This window comes from Streptomyces sp. NPDC054863, from assembly GCF_053610825.1.
On sequence record NZ_JBSGZD010000076.1, the window covers coordinates 14,276 to 29,816 of the forward strand.

13 protein-coding genes are annotated in these 15,541 nt (G+C 71.2%); 8 read left to right on the plus strand and 5 right to left on the minus strand.

Annotated elements, in window-relative coordinates; translation table 11 throughout:
* Positions 1–87 precede the first annotated feature (87 nt).
* From ACWGIG_RS16515 to ACWGIG_RS16525, 3 genes are all read right to left on the minus strand, one after another.
* Positions 88–1,473, minus strand: coding sequence for an amino acid permease (locus ACWGIG_RS16515; protein WP_453322300.1), 1,386 nt, complete (start codon positions 1,471–1,473; stop codon positions 88–90).
* 81 nt (positions 1,474–1,554) lie between these two features.
* Positions 1,555–3,714 (minus strand): phage holin family protein, encoded by a 2,160-nt coding sequence (locus ACWGIG_RS16520; protein ID WP_453322311.1) that lies wholly within the window; start codon positions 3,712–3,714, stop codon positions 1,555–1,557.
* A gap of 175 nt (positions 3,715–3,889) precedes the next feature.
* Positions 3,890–4,315 (minus strand): hypothetical protein, encoded by a 426-nt coding sequence (locus tag ACWGIG_RS16525; RefSeq protein WP_453322301.1) that lies wholly within the window; start codon positions 4,313–4,315, stop codon positions 3,890–3,892.
* Positions 4,316–4,441: 126 nt separating this feature from the next.
* On the opposite strand from ACWGIG_RS16525, the gene ACWGIG_RS16530 reads away from it, so the two are divergent.
* Together ACWGIG_RS16530 and ACWGIG_RS16535 are read left to right on the plus strand one after the other, a co-directional pair.
* On the plus strand, positions 4,442–5,224 hold the full coding sequence (locus tag ACWGIG_RS16530) for an MBL fold metallo-hydrolase (protein WP_453322302.1): 783 nt from the start codon (positions 4,442–4,444) through the stop codon (positions 5,222–5,224).
* Positions 5,225–5,271: 47 nt separating this feature from the next.
* Positions 5,272–5,880 (plus strand): DedA family protein, encoded by a 609-nt coding sequence (locus tag ACWGIG_RS16535; protein WP_453322312.1) that lies wholly within the window; start codon positions 5,272–5,274, stop codon positions 5,878–5,880.
* A 52-nt stretch (positions 5,881–5,932) separates the two neighbouring features.
* Here the strand turns inward: ACWGIG_RS16535 and ACWGIG_RS16540 are convergent, their stop codons facing one another.
* Positions 5,933–6,991, minus strand: a complete 1,059-nt coding sequence (locus ACWGIG_RS16540) for an MBL fold metallo-hydrolase (protein WP_453322303.1) — start codon at positions 6,989–6,991, stop codon at positions 5,933–5,935.
* 179 nt (positions 6,992–7,170) lie between these two features.
* Positions 7,171–8,499: an aminotransferase class I/II-fold pyridoxal phosphate-dependent enzyme gene (locus ACWGIG_RS16545; RefSeq protein WP_453322304.1), complete on the minus strand. Its 1,329-nt coding sequence runs from the start codon at positions 8,497–8,499 to the stop codon at positions 7,171–7,173.
* 1,202 nt (positions 8,500–9,701) lie between these two features.
* On the opposite strand from ACWGIG_RS16545, the gene ACWGIG_RS16550 reads away from it, so the two are divergent.
* The 6 genes from ACWGIG_RS16550 to ACWGIG_RS16575 all read left to right on the plus strand — a co-directional run bounded on the left by ACWGIG_RS16550 (position 9,702) and on the right by ACWGIG_RS16575 (position 15,487).
* Positions 9,702–11,201: a pyridoxal phosphate-dependent decarboxylase family protein gene (locus ACWGIG_RS16550; RefSeq protein ID WP_453322305.1), complete on the plus strand. Its 1,500-nt coding sequence runs from the start codon at positions 9,702–9,704 to the stop codon at positions 11,199–11,201.
* Between the two features lie 143 nt (positions 11,202–11,344).
* Complete coding sequence (locus tag ACWGIG_RS16555) at positions 11,345–12,898, plus strand: hypothetical protein (protein ID WP_453322306.1); 1,554 nt, start codon at positions 11,345–11,347, stop codon at positions 12,896–12,898.
* A gap of 61 nt (positions 12,899–12,959) precedes the next feature.
* A complete protein-coding gene (locus ACWGIG_RS16560; protein WP_453322307.1) occupies positions 12,960–13,574 on the plus strand; it encodes a hypothetical protein in 615 nt (204 codons plus the stop codon).
* 79 nt (positions 13,575–13,653) lie between these two features.
* Positions 13,654–14,430, plus strand: a complete 777-nt coding sequence (locus ACWGIG_RS16565) for a hypothetical protein (protein ID WP_453322308.1) — start codon at positions 13,654–13,656, stop codon at positions 14,428–14,430.
* A gap of 42 nt (positions 14,431–14,472) precedes the next feature.
* Complete coding sequence (locus ACWGIG_RS16570; RefSeq protein ID WP_453322309.1) at positions 14,473–14,913, plus strand: hypothetical protein; 441 nt, start codon at positions 14,473–14,475, stop codon at positions 14,911–14,913.
* A 10-nt stretch (positions 14,914–14,923) separates the two neighbouring features.
* Positions 14,924–15,487, plus strand: coding sequence for a hypothetical protein (locus ACWGIG_RS16575; protein ID WP_453322310.1), 564 nt, complete (start codon positions 14,924–14,926; stop codon positions 15,485–15,487).
* The last annotated feature ends 54 nt before the right edge of the window (positions 15,488–15,541 follow it).

Below are 15,541 nucleotides of genomic sequence, written 5' to 3' on the forward strand. Positions count from 1 at the left end.
GGGGCATCGACCGGGGTTCGGGGCCCCGGAGGACGAATGTCCGGTACGCGCCATCATCTGCGTACCGGACACCGCGCCGCATCCCAATTACGCGGCGGCGGCCGACCGCTTCTTGCGGGCCGACATGCACGCGTACACGAGCACGCCCGCGAAGAGGAAGAGGACTCCCTGGTAGACCGCCGCATAGCCCGATCCGGCGACCAGCCACATCGAGAAGCCCGCGGCCAGGGCGGCGAGGACGCCGTCCCGTACGAGACGTCCCCTGTCGACCCGCGCCGACTGTCCGGAGAGGAGGAAGTACAACTGGGCGGCCGTCGCCAGGAGGTAGGGGACGGTGGCCGTGAAGGTGGTGACCAGGACGAGTACTTCGAAGACGCCGTCGGAGCCCGCCGTGTAGTTGTAGACGGTGAGGAGCGAGGCGAGGACGACGGTGACGATGACGCCGACCGTCGGGACGCCGCGCCGCTTCGTGGCGAAGACCGCGGGGAAGAGACCGTCCTGGGCGGCGGCGTACGGGGTCTGGGCGCTCAGCAGGGTCCAGCCGTTGAGTGCGCCGAGGATGGAGATCAGGGCGGCGCAGGCGACGACGGTGCCGCCCCAGGTGCCGCCGAACATGTGGTTCACCGCGTCGGAGAAGGGCGCACCGGACTCGACGAGCTTGTCGTGCGGGACGTTGCCGAAGACCGACAGGGTGCCGAGCAGGTAGACGAACGCGGCGCCCAGGGTGCCGAGGATGGTGGCCCGCCCGACGTTGCGGCGCGGGTTGCGGACCTCGCCCGCGCTGACGGCGGCCGACTCCACGCCGAGGTAGCTGAAGAGCAGGATCGCGGCGGACGCCGAGACCGCGCCGACGGCGCCGCTGCCGCTCGCCTGGAACGGGCCGAGGTTGTCCGCGCTGAAGGTGAAGAGTCCGCCGATCGCGACGAGCAGGAGCGGTGCGAACTTCAGGACGGTGGCAACGACTTGCACCACGCCCACGTAGCGGGTGCCCGCGAGGTTCGCCGCTGCGGGCAGCCACTGGATGACCAAGGCGGCGAGCATCATCGCGAACTTGGAGTCGCCGAGCGGGATCAGTACGTCGAGGTAGCCGACGGCCGCGACGGCGAGTGCCGCGTTGGACACCCAGGCGGTGATCCAGTAGCTCCAGGCGGCCAGGAATCCGGCGAAGTCGCCGAACGCCTCGCGGGCGTAGACGTAAGGGCCGCCCGTCTTGGGGTGCTGGGCGGCGAGCTTGCCGAAGACCAGCGCGAGGCAGATCGCGCCGAGCGTCAGGACGCCGAAGGCGACCAGGCTGATGGTGCCGAAGGGGGCGACGGAGGCGGGGAGCAGGAAGATCCCGCCGCCGATGATGTTGCCCATGACGAGGGTGGTGGCAATGCCGAGACCGAATCGGCGGGCGTGCTTGCTCCGGTCCTGGGGATCTTCGGCGGTGTCAGCCGGATCCGACTGCGGAACGGGTCCGGTGTCGTGCATGGGGTGGTGCCTCTCGCCGTACGAAGTGACCGGGGTCGCCGGGCGACTGCCATGGTCGGGTACGGGGAAGCATGCACAAAATCAAGCCTTTTCATCCTGTACGGCACGGTCCGTGGCGGGAAAACCTCCTTCGGTGAGGACCGTCGACGAGGAATTCTGCGTGGGCCCGACGGGCACCTGGGGGCCCTGGCATTCGCGCAGCCAGCGGCGAAGTACCTGGTGAACGCCTTCCGCGCCGACGATTTCGGCTCCGTCGTCGACCGGCGGCGAGAGCGTGAGGGGCGAGAGGAGGAAGGGGCGCGTCTGTTCGCCGCCGAGACCGCCGTGCGAGCCGATCTGCTCCTCGAAGGCGTGCACGTGGCCCGATTCCGGGTCGTACGAGGAGTTGACCATGATGTCGGCGGTGTGCGGGAAGCCGTCGGTGCGGCGCACCGCGTCGGCGGCGCCCCTGCCGAAGGGCTTCAGCGGGCCCTCGCCGTCGCGGAGTTCGGGCAGCGGGATCTCCGCGCCGCCGGAGCCGAGCACCACCGCCCCGTGCTCCTCGCTCCGTACGAGCAGGAACCCGACGCCCGGGTGGCCCGCGAGCGTCCGCAGCAGGGCGGGGTGGCGGCGGTCGATCTCCTCGCGGGTGGCGCGGCCCGGGAGGTCGGGGAAGCTGATCAGGCCGAGGTTGCCCGAGGCGAGGACGATCGGGTCGGAGCGGGTGGCGTCGGAGGAACCGTCGGAGCCCGCCGGTACCGGCGGCGTCGCGTCCTCCGTACCGCTGACCGGCCGGTGCAGCACGGTGCGCACGGCGTCGCGGGCCTCGGAGCCGCTGGTCGTGCGCTGGGCGCGGCGCGAGACGGGCAGGCCGCAGCTGGCGCGGACGTAGTCGCGCAGGGTGAGGCCGTAGCGGCCCGCGAAGGTTTCGCCGGGGCTCTGGCCGTGGTCGGAGAGCAGGACGATCCGGTACGCGCGCGGGGCGTGCTCGGCGATCTTGGTGATCAGGGCGAGGGAGCGGTCGAGGCGCCGCAGGATCTGGTCGGCGTCGCGGCTGCGCGGCCCCGAGTGGTGGGCGACCTCGTCGTAGGCGACGAGGTCGGCGTAGATCGCGGTGCGGCCGGAGAGCAGGTCCCCTATGACGGCGGCGACCACGACGTCGCGTTCGACGACGGTCGCGAAGGCCCGGATGAAGGGGTAGAGGCCGCCGCGGCCGATGCGCGGGGTCTCCTTGCGGAGCCGGGAGCGCAGCGAGGAGCGGATCTCGCGGGCGACCTCGGCGACGAAGGACATGGCGGTGCGGACCGCGTTGGCGGGGTCGGAGAAGTACGCGAAGTATCCGGCGCGGGAGCGGTTGTTGGGGCCTCGGCGGGCGGCGATGGACAGGACGAGGGCGAGCTGGTCGGCGCCGCCGGAGAAGAGGTTGCCGCGGCTGGCCCCGTCGAAGGTGAGCAGGCCGCCGTCGCCGGTGCGTGCGACGGCGCGGTGCTGGAGCTCGGCGGTGCTGGCCGGGCTGGAGCACACCATGGTGCGGCCGGTCTCCTTCTCGTACCAGCGGAAGGCCGGGACGTCGTGGTTGGAGCCGTGCAGGATGCCGAGCTGGCTGGCGCCGGTCTGGCTGGACCAGTCGGTGCGCCAGGGGGTGAGCCGGTGGGTGGGGAACGTGGTCGGGGGTTCGCCCGCGGCCGGGAGGTCGTCGGCGGGGTTCCGCCCGAGCAGGCGCCCGACGGTGGGCATCAGCCCCTGGTCCAGGGCGCGGCACAGGGTGTCGTGGCCGAGGCCGTCGAGCTGGAGGAAGAGGGTGCCGGGCATGCCGTGCCTGCCCTCGTCGCGTCGGCCGCCGCGGCGGCGCTGGGCCAGCCGGGAGAGCCTGCGCCGGTACGCGTCGTCGTCGCGGACGGCGAGTGCGGTGGAGGTGGCGGAGGCGACGGCGGACATGACGGCGGCGACGACCACGGCGGTCTGCGGGTCGGCCTCGCCCCTGCCGTCGGGGATCACGCTGAGCGCGATCAGCAGCAGCGAGCCGTTGAGGAAGAAGACGAGCAGGCCGAGGACGAGGGCCGGTACGAGCAGGAGCGCGCGCACCGCGATCGGCCACACCAGGGCGGACAGCAGACCGAAGGCAGCGGCCGCCGAGCCCGCGGTGAGGGCGACGCGGGTGACGCTCTCGTTGTCGTCGCTCTGGAGCTGGAAGTCGGGCAGGATCCCGGCGAGCGCGAGCATGGTGAGGGTGGACACCGCCCAGACGGTGACCACTCTCAGGAGCGCTCCGCCCGCCCGCCGCCAGCCGATTCTTCGCCCGCGCCCCTCGGCCACCACGCCGTACCCACCTGTGTGTCGGGCCTGTTCCCAGGCTGCTGCCGGATCTGTCCGGTCAGCCTGTCACAGCGGACGGGACCGTTCCGGCAGGATCCCGGCAAGATCCTTGCAAACCGGATCAACAGCCGTCGTATCCGGCCGTCGGCATCGAGAGCCTGCGGTGCACGTCGGCCTTCATCGGCGCGCTGTAGACCGGCTCGTCGAGCCCCGCCGTCTCCAGTCGTACGCCCCGTCTCTCGCACTCGGCGGAGAAGTCGCGGGCGGAGGCGAGGGCCTGCTCCAGGACACGTTCGTTGGGGACGACGAAGAAGTCCACGGCTCCGGCGTCGACGTCGGCCCACAGGGCGCGGTGGTCGGGGCGCAGGCCGTGCAGGACGAGCTGGCGGGTGACGACGTACCCCTTGTCGGCGGCCCACCGGACGCACATCGCGTGCTGGCTGCGGGTGTCCACCAGGAAGGGGTCGCGGTCGAGCTCCTCAAGAGGCGTCAGGCTGGCAATGACCGCGACCCGGACGTCGTCGGTGTCCGTGCGTGCGTCGTCCATGACCCGTCCCCTTCGCCGCTGTCGCCGCCGACCCTACTCCGCGCGGCCCGGCGCGAGGAGGCGCACACCGGCGGCGCGGGGGGCGCCGTAGGGTGGGTCGGGCGTCGCGGAAGGAGTCCGGTCCAGTTGAGCAGCGAGAACAGCGCGGGAACCGTCATCACCTGGTGGGGGCACGCGACCTGCACGGTCGAGGACTCCGGGGTCCGCGTCCTGACCGATCCGCTGTTCGTGCGCCGGTTCGCCCACCTGCGGCGGCGCGGCGGCGCGCTGCCGACCGCCGAGGCGGCGCGCGCCGACGCGGTGCTGATCTCGCACCTGCACTCCGACCACCTGCACCTGCCGTCACTGGCCCGGCTGGCCCCCGGCACGCTGGTGGTCGTGCCGCGCGGTGCGGTGCGCCAGGTGCCGGGGCTGCGCCGGTTTCGTACGGCCGAGATCGCGCCCGGCGAGACCCTGCGGATCGGCACGCTGACGGTGCGGGCGGTGCACGCGGAGCACGACGGGCGGCGGCTGCCGGTGGGCCCGCACCGCTGTCCCGCGCTGGGGTACGTCGTCGAGGGCGCGTCCGCCACCTACTTCGCCGGGGACACCGGGCTGTACGACGGGCTGGCGGAGGCGGTCGGCCCGGTGGACGCGGCACTGCTGCCGGTCGGCGGCTGGGGGCCGAGACTCGGTGCCGGGCACCTGGACGCGGGCCGGGCGGCGCAGGCGCTGGCCGCGCTGGGCCCGCGGCACGCCGTGCCGATCCACTACGGGACGTACTGGCCGATCGGCCTGGACGGGGTGCGGCCCCACGAGTTCCACACGCCGGGCCAGGAGTTCGTACGGAAGGCTGCCGCGCTGGCGCCGGAGGTGGCGGTGCACCGGCTGGAGCACGGCGAGAGCGTACGGACGGAGGGGCTCGCGTGAGCGGCAGATCGGTGGCCGCGCAGTGGGTTCTGGAGGCCGCGCAGGCAGTGGACGTGCGGGTTCCGGCGGAGGCCACGCAGCAGGCGGTCGGCTATCCGGCACTCTTCGCCCTGGTGGCGTTGGGAGCACTGGTGCCGGTGGTGCCGACGGGAGCGCTGGTGAGTACGGCGGCGGTGGTCGCGCTGCACCAGAGCATGCCGCCGGTGTCGCTGCTGCTGGTCTTCGTGGTGGCGGCGGCCGGCGCGTTCGTGGGTGACCTGGCGCTGTACTGGCTGGGGGTGCGCGGGGTGCGCTCCGAGCACGGGTCGAAGTGGCTGGACGCGCTGCGCAGGCGGGCGCCGCGGCACCGGCTCGAACAGGCCCGGCACAAGCTGGAGGAGCACAGGTCGCAGGTGCTGACGCTGTCCCGGCTGGTTCCGGCCGGGCGGATTCCGGTGATGCTGGCGTGCCTGCTGGCGAAGATGCCGATCGGCCGGTTCGCCCGTGGGGACGTACCGGCCTGTCTGGCGTGGGCCGCGGCGTACCAGCTGGTCGGGGTGCTCGGCGGTGTGCTGTTCGACCGGCCGTGGGAGGGCGTGGTGGCGGCGGTCGTCCTGACGCTGCTGATCAGCGGGGTGCCTTCGCTGTGGCGGCGGGTGCGGCGGGCGACGGCCTGAAGCGGGGGCGGGGCACGGCCGGGTGTGCGTCGCGTGCGGACGGTGCGGTGCGCTACGCGAGGACGCGGGACGAGCCCACCGGCAGGTCCCAGAGCTCTTCGCGCGGGCGGCCCGCGTGTTCCCAGGCGGCGCGGACCCGGGTGAGGGGTTCGAGCACCGGCTCGGCGGAGAGCACGAAGGTGCCCCAGTGCATGGGGGCCATCCGCCGGGCACCGACGTCCGCACAGGCCCGTACCGCTTCTTCCGGGTCCAGGTGGACGTCGCGCAGCCACCAGCGGGGGTCGTACGCGCCGATGGGGAGCAGTGCCAGGTCGAGGCCGGGATGGCGGTCGCCGATCTCGCGGAACCAGTGGCCGTATCCGGTGTCGCCCGCGAAGTAGACGCTCTGTCCGTGCCGGTCGGTCAGGACCCAGCCGCCCCAGAGGGTGCGGCAGGTGTCGACGAGGGAGCGCTTGCTCCAGTGGTGGGCGGGGACGAAGTCGAGCCGTACGCCGTCCAGTTCGGCGCCCTCCCACCAGTCCAGCTCGGTGACGTGGGTGAAGCCGCGGCGGCGGCACCAGCGGGCGACGCCTGCCGGGACGAACAACGGGGTGTCGCGCGGCAGCCTCTTGAGGGTGGGGGCGTCCAGGTGGTCGTAGTGGTTGTGGCTGATGACGACGGCGTCGACGGGCGGCAGGTCCTCCCAGCGGACCCCGACGGGGGTGACGCGGGCGGGGGTGCCGAGGATCTTGCGGGACCAGACCGGGTCGGTGAGCACGGTGAGCCCTCCGATGCGTACGACCCAGCTGGCGTGGCCCGCCCAGGTGACGGCGATCGTCGTCGCGTCGACGAGGGGCAGCGGGCCCGGCTCGAAGGGCAGTCTCGCGATGTCGCGCAGCCCCTCGCGGCCCGGCCGCATCGCGCCTTCGCGGGCCAGCCGGGCGAGCGCGCGCACCCCGGGGAGGGGCGCGGTGAGGCGGTCGGCGAAGGTACGGGGCCAGGAGGAGGTGCGGACCTCGCAGAGGGGCCGGGTTCCGGAGGAACGTGCGGGCTGCCGGGATCGTTCCGCCAGGTCCGACGCGCGGCCCGCGGCCCGTTCGGGAGGGTCGGTGATTTCGGTCTGTTCCGTCATCGAGGGGCTCCGTTCGGCGGCGGGGTACGTCTGCGGGTGCGACGGCGGACACGGCTGCGGGGACGTGTGCGGGTGCGGCTGCGGCTGCGGGGACGGCTTTCGGACTCGGCGCGGGCGGTCGGTGCGATTCGGTGCGGTGCGATGCGGTCGGTGCGGGGCGGTTCCGTGCGGCGGTGTGGTCAGCCCAGTTCGGCGAGGGTGGCACCCAGGTCGTTCAACGCCTGCTCCATATGCGGAAGTTCAAGCGGTTCCTCCGCCGTCAGGGACTCCATCCGCTGCTGCGGGGTTGCCCCCAGCAGGGGCGCGGTGGACAGCCGCACCCGCAGGGCGCCGAGCGGGTCGCCGAAGCGGTGGCCGCCCGGGACCGGGGTGCCGAGGCGCTCGGTGAGGTAGTCCTCCAGCTCCATGGAGTCGGTGACGCCGCGCTCGGCGAGCCCCTCGCGCAGCGGGTCGAGGTCGGCGTAGAGGTGGCGACCGGCCACCGGGGGCCGGCTGAGGGCCCCGGCCGCGAGCACCGCCCGGTGCACGGCGCCCTGGACCCGGGCGTGCAGCGCGGCGGCAGCCGCCGCCCTGGCCACGACGGGCTCCGGGTCGTTCAGGGCGTACGCGGCGGCCTCGGCGACCGGGGCGGGGACGGCGGCCCCGAGCGCGGCGAGCACGTCGAGGGCACGGGCGCGCAGGTGCGCGCCGTGCGCGGTGGCGGGCAGCCGGGCGACGGCGGCGGGCCAGCCGGTGGGGGTGAGCGCACCGGCCAGGTCGGTGAGGACGACGACGTGGTCGGGGAACATCTCGGCGGGGCTGAAGAACACCGTCTCGCGGGGCCGGTGCACGGTGTCGCGCCAGGTCTCGTCGCTGATCACGGTGAGCCCCTCGGCGAGCGCGGCCTCGCAGACGGCTCGGACCGTCTCGGGCGGTGCGACCGTCGCGGTCGGATCGTCGGGCACGCTGAGCAGCAGGAGCCGGGGCTCGCCGTGTTCGTCCCGTACCCGCCGCACGGTCTCCATGAGTGCGTACGGGTCCGGTACGCCGCCGCACTCGGCCGGTGTGGGCACGTGGAACGCCGACCGGCCGCCGCCGAGCAGCCGTGCCTGCGGGGCCCACCAGGCGGGGCAGGGCCTGGGCAGCAGCACGTCGCCCCCGACGGCCGCCATCAGGGCGAACAGCAGCGGTGGCCCGCCCGGGGCGGCGACCACGCCGTCCGGGCCGACGCCGAGGCCCCTCAGCCGCCAGTGCGCGGCGGCGGCCGTGCGCAGGGCCGCGCCTCCGCCGGGCGGCTCGCAGAGGGTGCGGCCCGCGGCGGCGGCGAGGACGGCGGCGAGTTCCGGGAGGACGGGCAGGCCCGGGTCCGGGGCCGGGGGACCGTGCCGGACCCGGCCGCGGTCGGCACGGGAAACGTCGGCGCCCCAGGCCTCGCCGTGTGAGGCGCCGGCGTGCGAGGCCTCCGTACGGGAGACGTCCGCACGGCCGCGGGCGGCGCGGGCGGGGTCGTCGGAAGCCATCCGCTGCATGCCTGGAACCTCCGCCGGGTGTCGTGGTCACGTCGCCGGGGCGTCCGCCCTGGCGCCTTGCCCTTTACTGCCCCTTGCCCTTTATACGTAGCTCGGCGGCGGAGCGCCTCCCGTCGGGACGGACGCCCGCATCGGCGGGGGGCCGTCCGCGCGGTCGCGCACGCCGCACACCCGCACCCCTCAGGGCCGGGTCGCCCGCGGCGGGTGGGGCCGGGCGCCCGCCCCGTGCCGAGGGGGCCGTCCGGCGCTTTCCGGGACGCCGGGGCCGGAAAGTCGTCACAGATTCACCGGGCCGTCATTTCATGATCCGGACAGAGGCGCGACTTTGCGCCGTTCGGCCGACAGGCCCTTCTCCGGCCCTACCGAAAACGGACGCCCGCACCGCGCGCATATCCGACCGGCAACCGCCGCGATCGGGTGGCTGACCTGTAAGTCCCGTGCTGCGTCGAGATCTTCGGGACGAGCCGCCCCGTACCGTTTTCGGACATCTGCACGTGCACCTGGGCAACGCGGAACCGCAGGGCCTATTGTCAGTTCTGTAAGAGAGCGACAGCATTGCGTAGCAAGTCGCACCGAAAGAACTGCATGCAGTGCACCCTGCCCGGTTACTGGGGAGAAACCGGGGAGCGTGCTTTCTTTCTCTTCGCAGTGGACCGGCAGTAGACCGCTGGTGGACCGCCAGTGGCCCAAAGGTGTCCGAGGGGGGCAGCTTCTGGAATACGGAAATCCTTATCCCGCGGGGGACGCGGACCCCTGCACGGACGGCGCGCAAGCACCGTTCCACACCTGACCGCACAGAGCCCACCAGGCCATGGGGTCACCCGGCACGAGATCCGCATTCAGGCGCAGCCCCCAGCCCCCGGGCCCACCGCCGGCCGTCCGGCGCGCCTGCCCGGCGTGAGGCAACCAGCCCTGCACGCGCAGGACGCCGCCCGGCGCAAGGACGTCATCTTCGCCCGCACGCATGCGCTCGCCATTCCCCCACCTGGCTTCCACACGCATGCGGAAAATTCCTCGCGGGTTCGTCAGGACGATTACGCAATTCCCCTGTGCGTGAATCCCCTGCCGTGCTCGCGGGACACCGAAGGCGGCTCCGTGCTGCCCGGACACTCCCTCTTCACCGTCTTCCGGAATTGCGGTCTCCCCTGCCCGGAAGGAAACCAAAGCACTGGGCTCCGAGCCCATTTCCGAAGGAGGCCACCATGACGCAGTCCCGGTCGCAGGATCCCACCGCCGGTTTACTGCTCGAAGCTTTTGACCCCCAGCTGTTCCGGGACAATTCAGAATCGGCACTCGGCAGGCTGGAAAAGCACTTGTCGGACCTCTCGATCAGGGGTCTGGAACTGATCAGGCCCGCCGTCCTCACCCAGGCGGCGAAGGAGCTGATGGTCCCGGAGAGCGATCGCATCGCCCCCTTCGACGAGGAGAAGCTCGGCGCGATCCTGGACCTGTACATCCGGACGGGCATCCCGGTGCACTCCCCCGGGTACATGGGCCGGCAGTTCTCCGGCGTGGTGCCGCTCTCCGGGGTGGTGGACTTCGTCAGCTCCGTCGTGAACCAGCCGTCATCCTTCTACGAAGCCGGTCAACTCCCCAATGTGGCCGAGCAGTTGATGGCCGACGAGCTCAACCGGTTCATCGGCTGGGAACCCGGGCGCTTCGCCATGGTCACCACGTCCGGCGGCTCCCTGGCCAACCTGACCGCGCTGCTGGCGGCCCGCAACGACAAGTACCCGGAGTACTGGGCCGAGGGTGCGACCTCGCTGGAGGGCCGCCCACGCCCGGCCATCGCGGTGGGCGCGGACGTGCACTACAGCGTGTCGCGGGCGGCCGGGGTGCTGGGCATCGGCGAGGACCAGCTGATCAGGCTGCCGCTGAACGACGCCAAGCAGATCTGCATGGACCAGGCGCCGCACGTGCTGGAGGCGGCCGAGCGCCGCAAGCTCAAGGTCTTCTGCCTGGTCGCGTCCGCGGGCAGCACCTCCGTCGGGGCCTTCGACCCGCTGGACGAGCTCGCCGACCTGGCCCGGCGGAAGGACATCTGGCTGCACGTGGACGGCGCCCACGGGGCGAGCCTGCTGGTGTCCGACAAGCTCCGTTCCAAGCTCAAGGGCATCGAGAAGGTGGACTCGCTGACCTGGGACGCGCACAAGATGATGTTCGTCCCCGCGCCCTGCACGTTGCTCTTCTACCGGAACAAGGAGAAGGGACTCGGGGCGTTCCGGCAGCAGGCGAGCTACGTGTTCGACGAGGAGCCGGACGTCTACACGGATCTCGACAGCGGCGGCAAGAACTTCGAATGCACCAAGCGGCCCATGATCATGCCGCTGTGGACGCTGTGGTCGATCTTCGGACGGGCGCTGTTCGCCGAGAAGATCGACTACCTCTGCGAGTTGACCTCGGACGCCCATCAAGTCGTCCAGCAGGAGCCGGACTTCGACGCCCTGCACCAGCCCGAGTCGAACATCCTGTGCTTCCGCTACCGGCCCGCCGACCTCATCCGGGCCGACGACACGCACCGGCTCCAGGTGGCGATCAGGAACCGGATCAAGCGCCAGGGGAACTTCTTCATCTCCAAGGTCAACGTCGACGGAGTGGCCGCACTCCGCGTCGTGATGATGAACCACCAGATCACCGTCGAGCACTTCCGGATGCTGCTGGGAGAGATCCGGAAGATCGGCGAAGAGCTGCTCCACGGCTGACCCGGGGGCACGCACCACCGGCCACGCACCGCCGCCGGGCAGGCACCGCCGGGCACGCACCGCCGGGCAACGCGCCACCGCCAAGCACGCACCGCCGGGCACCACACCACCGAGCACACACCGATCGAGCAAGGGAACTCTGCATGACCACTCTCTCTCCGCAGCCCCGACCGACACCCGACGAGGCCGGCGCACTGGCGATGCGGCTGATTCCGGACTGGGAATGGCAGCCGCAGTCCGTCGGCGCCGTCAGAGGGCTCCCCACCTTCGCGAGCAAGCTGCAGGAGTGTGCCATCGCCTGCCAGGCCCCCTACAGCGAACTGCCGCACGCCGTGCAGGACGCGCTGGTGCTGCGCCGGCTCCAGCAACTGGTCCACACCGCCCGGCTGAACCCGCTGTGGCGCACCCGGCTGGCCGGGGCGGACATCACCGACGCACCCAAGTCGTACGAGGACTGGCAGCGGATCCCGCTCTCCGACAAGGACGTGCAGCGCGACTTCTTCATGGACGAGCGCCCCGGCATGGTGGTGCCGTTGAGCCACGGCGGGTTCGAGGTGGTGGCCAGCGGAGGCACCAGCGGCGGCCGACCGCTCGAAGTGGTCTATTCGCTGCGGGAGTTGGCGGACACGTACCGCATCGCCGGTGACTTCATGGGGACGTACCAACTGGGCAAGTACCTGCCCGGGGCCGGCCCCAAGTGGCTGATGACCACGCTCGCCGACTACCAGATGTGGAGCAGCGGCACCATGGTCGGCGGCGTGCTCAGCCATGTGCCGGGCATCAACTACATCGGTGCGGGCCCGGTCACCGCCCCGGTCCTGGAGCACATGTTCTCCTACCCGGGGCCCAAGGCCCTGATGGGCATCACCGCGGGCATCGCGATCCTCGGCGACCTCGGTGCGGGCATGAGCCAGGAGGCGAAGGAGAGCTTCCGGGTCGCGCTGTACGGCAGCGGAGTGCTGGCCCAGCGCAAGCGGGTGGAGCTGCGGGCGATGTACCCGAACCTCTCGATCCTCAGCTACTTCGCCGCCACCCAGGCGGAGACCATCGGTCTCCAGCTCACCGAGGAGTCCCCGTACCTGGCCGCCGTGCCCGGCCTGCACTTCATCGAGATCGTCGACCAGGACGGCCGGTGGGTGGCCGAGGGCGAGGAGGGCGAGCTCGTCGTCACCCGGCTGCATGCCCACGAGACCCCGCTGCTGCGGCTCAAGCTGGGCGACCGGATGATCCGGCGGCCCCGGATCGACGGTCCTGGCCCGAAGACCCTGCAGTTCGAGTTCGCGGGCCGGACCGGTGACGTACTGCATCTCAACGACAGCCAGTACTCGGCGGCCAAGGCGTACGAGTCGCTGCGCGACGAGCTGCGGGCGACCACGTCGGTGGACCTGGACGTGGCGGCGCACGAGGTGCAGTTCGTGAACTACCGCGAGGCCAAGACCCTCGTGCTCGTCGCCTCCGTGGACGACGTTCCCGGGCTGACCTACAGCCTGGACACGGCGCTGGGCCCCTACGGCGTCCAGCAGACCTTCCTCAACTCCCTCCCCCGGTCGCTTTCGCTGTTCAACCACGGGGAGGCGAATCCCGCCTCGATCGAGAAGACCGGCTACCGGTTCCAGGTCAAGTTCGTGCACCGGATGTCGGCCGAGATCGAGCGCACAGACGTCGGGAAGGTCCCCCTGGTCCGCGACCGCGGCTAGGCGGACACGCAGACCCGACGGACAGGAAAACTCCCGAAAGCACGCGACAGGAGTGGCACCAGTGACAACAGCGATAGGGCATAAAAAGGTCAACATCGTCGCCGTGGTGGATGTGATCGGCGCGCTCTCCGACGGCACGCTGGGTAACGGAAACCTCTGCCTGATCGATGACAGCGAGCACGACAGCAGGGGCCAGGGCACCACGCAGTTGCAGACCGTCGTCAGCCCCGGCCAGACGGTCCAGTGGACCGCGCTGGCGGTGGACCTCCAGACCCCGGTGGAGATCAAGAGCGTCACCTTCATCGGCCAGGACAACGGGGCCCACCGGGGCGGCGGCGCGACGCACCGCCCGCACGGCCAGGCACAGGGCCGGCAGCCCCAGGCGCAGGGTCAGGTCCTGGGTCTCCAGGAACCGCGCACGCCCGGCGGCGGCCCGCCTCCGCGGGGGCTGGCCCAGGACCGGCCGGACCACGGCGGGACCGTGCACCACCAGTCCAACGGCCACAAGGAGCCGTACGAGAACCTGGAGATCGCCGTCTGGTCGGGCGTGGTCCCGTACAACGTGACTCCGGGAACCCCCCTCAGGTACCGGCTGGAACTCCAGATGTACGAAGGCCCCCGGAGCACCCTGACGGTCGAGTCGGCCGCACTGGTGGCCGCCTCCCCGCGGCCGTGACGGCCGCGGCGGCGCACTGCGCGCACACCACGGAATCCGCACACACCACAGGAACGGATCAGTCGAGGAAGGCGGGCTCATGCCCCAGCAGTTAGCGATCATCGTGCTCGTGGACGTGGCCAACGCACTGGAGGCCAAGTCCCTGGAGAACAACACCTATCTGTTCGACAACATGAAGCTCCAGGGCTCCGAGAACGAGGGCACGGGCAAGCTGGTCACCGCGGTCAACGGGTCCTACTGGAGCGACGGCTCGCAGGCCAGCGAGCAGGTGCTCAACTGGCTCCCGTACAGCCTGGGTTCCATCCCTCCGACGGTCCCCAAGGGCTACCAGGCCGACCGCGCCCGGCAGACCGACCAGCAGGCGCTGGCCGACCTCCAGGCCATCGTCCAGGGCCCGCAGGGCTCGGACACCTCGGAGCAGCTGGCCCAGATCCAGCGGAACGTCGGCACCAAGGTCAAGTCCACCCGGCGCACCCGTGGTCCCTCCGACACGAAGGTCCTGGACATCACCGGAAAGCTGGTGGCCGCGGACTCGACCGCCGCGGTCAGCTACCCGGCCCCGGTGATCACCGACATCTACGGCGAGGCCGTGGACGAGAAGATCATGTATCCGGCGGAGTACGGCTCCCCCGACATGGTCACCGACGGCTGGTACTGGTCGGCGACCGTCGACACGTCCCGCCCCGGGACGTACGCCTACACGATGAAGATCCAGCTCCACAAGCTGGTCGAGCAGGGCTACGAGATGCTCTGGGAGCCGGTCAACCTGACCTGCGAGTCCTACCTGAGGATCACCTCCGAGCCCAAGCGGAACGCCTTCACCGGCACGGGCCTCGGCTTCCTGCCCGTCTCCTAGCGCGTGCACACCACCTGACAACGGACGGACGAGGAGGAACAGATGACCACCAAGGCGAAGCCGCGGTCCGCACCGCGCGCCATCAACCAACGCCCCATCGCCATCAGCGCGGTCGTGGACGTCGTGGGCGTGCTGGCGTCCCTGAGCACCGACGGCCACGTGTACATGTACGACACCAACCGGACCGGTGGATCGACCGGATTCGGCACCGAGGCACTGCGCACGAAGGTCAAGACGGGCGACACGCTGCTGTGGTCGCCGCTGGCCCTGGAGTGTGAGGCGTACGTCGCCATCGACGGCATCGAGATCGACCCGACGGTGGCCGAGCCGGTGCGCAAGACCTACCCGGGGACGGACGTCTCGTACTGGACGGCGACCGTGAAGGCGGCGCCGACCGAGGCGGTTCCGTACCGCATCAGGTACCGGGTCGGCACCCGGACCGAGCCCGTCACCAGCACCCAGTCGTCTTTCCTGTTCGGCTAGAGGAGGAACGTTGAGCACCACGACGCGCAGCACCAGCCTGCAGGAGCAGGAGAAGCAGAATCCCGGCCAGCTGAACTCCGTACAGCTGAACATCGTCACGATCGTCAACATGGAGCGGGCGATCCGGGAGAAGTCCCTGGAGAACGCCATCTACATGATGGACAACAGCGTGGGCGGTACCGGTCAGGGCACCCGGCACCTGGAGACCGTCTGCAAGCAGGGCCAGGTCATCAACTGGATCATCCGGCCGATCGACATGGAGAAGCGGCTGGACGGCACCTGGCCGCCGATGCCGAAGATCAACAACATCGTCGTCCTGGACACCGAGATCGGTGACGAGGAGGACGTGGCGGAGAAGAAGATCCTGACCGAGCTGAAGATCTACGGCGGCCCGGACAAGATGCGCGACAAGTTCACGCCGGTCTACTACTACTGGGCGGGAACCATCCTGAGCACCGCGAAGCCGGGGATCTACAACTACCGGCTGGTGGTGGAGCTGGAGCAGGACGGCACCAAGGAGAAGCTGTACCTGAACACCTACGACCACCCCTCGCTCCGGGTGCTCGCGGTCTGAGAAGGTCGGCGTAAACGCGACGTGCATCCAGCAGGATGCCGGCGCGACGTGCGC

Coding starts and splice junctions, on each gene's coding strand:
- ACWGIG_RS16540 (WP_453322303.1), bottom strand. CDS start 6,991: ATGACGGAACAGACCGAAATCACCGACCCTCCCGAACGGGCCGCGGGC.
- ACWGIG_RS16555 (WP_453322306.1), top strand. CDS start 11,345: ATGACCACTCTCTCTCCGCAGCCCCGACCGACACCCGACGAGGCCGGC.
- ACWGIG_RS16565 (WP_453322308.1), top strand. CDS start 13,654: ATGCCCCAGCAGTTAGCGATCATCGTGCTCGTGGACGTGGCCAACGCA.
- ACWGIG_RS16515 (WP_453322300.1), bottom strand. CDS start 1,473: ATGCACGACACCGGACCCGTTCCGCAGTCGGATCCGGCTGACACCGCC.
- ACWGIG_RS16545 (WP_453322304.1), bottom strand. CDS start 8,499: ATGCAGCGGATGGCTTCCGACGACCCCGCCCGCGCCGCCCGCGGCCGT.
- ACWGIG_RS16525 (WP_453322301.1), bottom strand. CDS start 4,315: ATGGACGACGCACGCACGGACACCGACGACGTCCGGGTCGCGGTCATT.
- ACWGIG_RS16550 (WP_453322305.1), top strand. CDS start 9,702: ATGACGCAGTCCCGGTCGCAGGATCCCACCGCCGGTTTACTGCTCGAA.
- ACWGIG_RS16570 (WP_453322309.1), top strand. CDS start 14,473: ATGACCACCAAGGCGAAGCCGCGGTCCGCACCGCGCGCCATCAACCAA.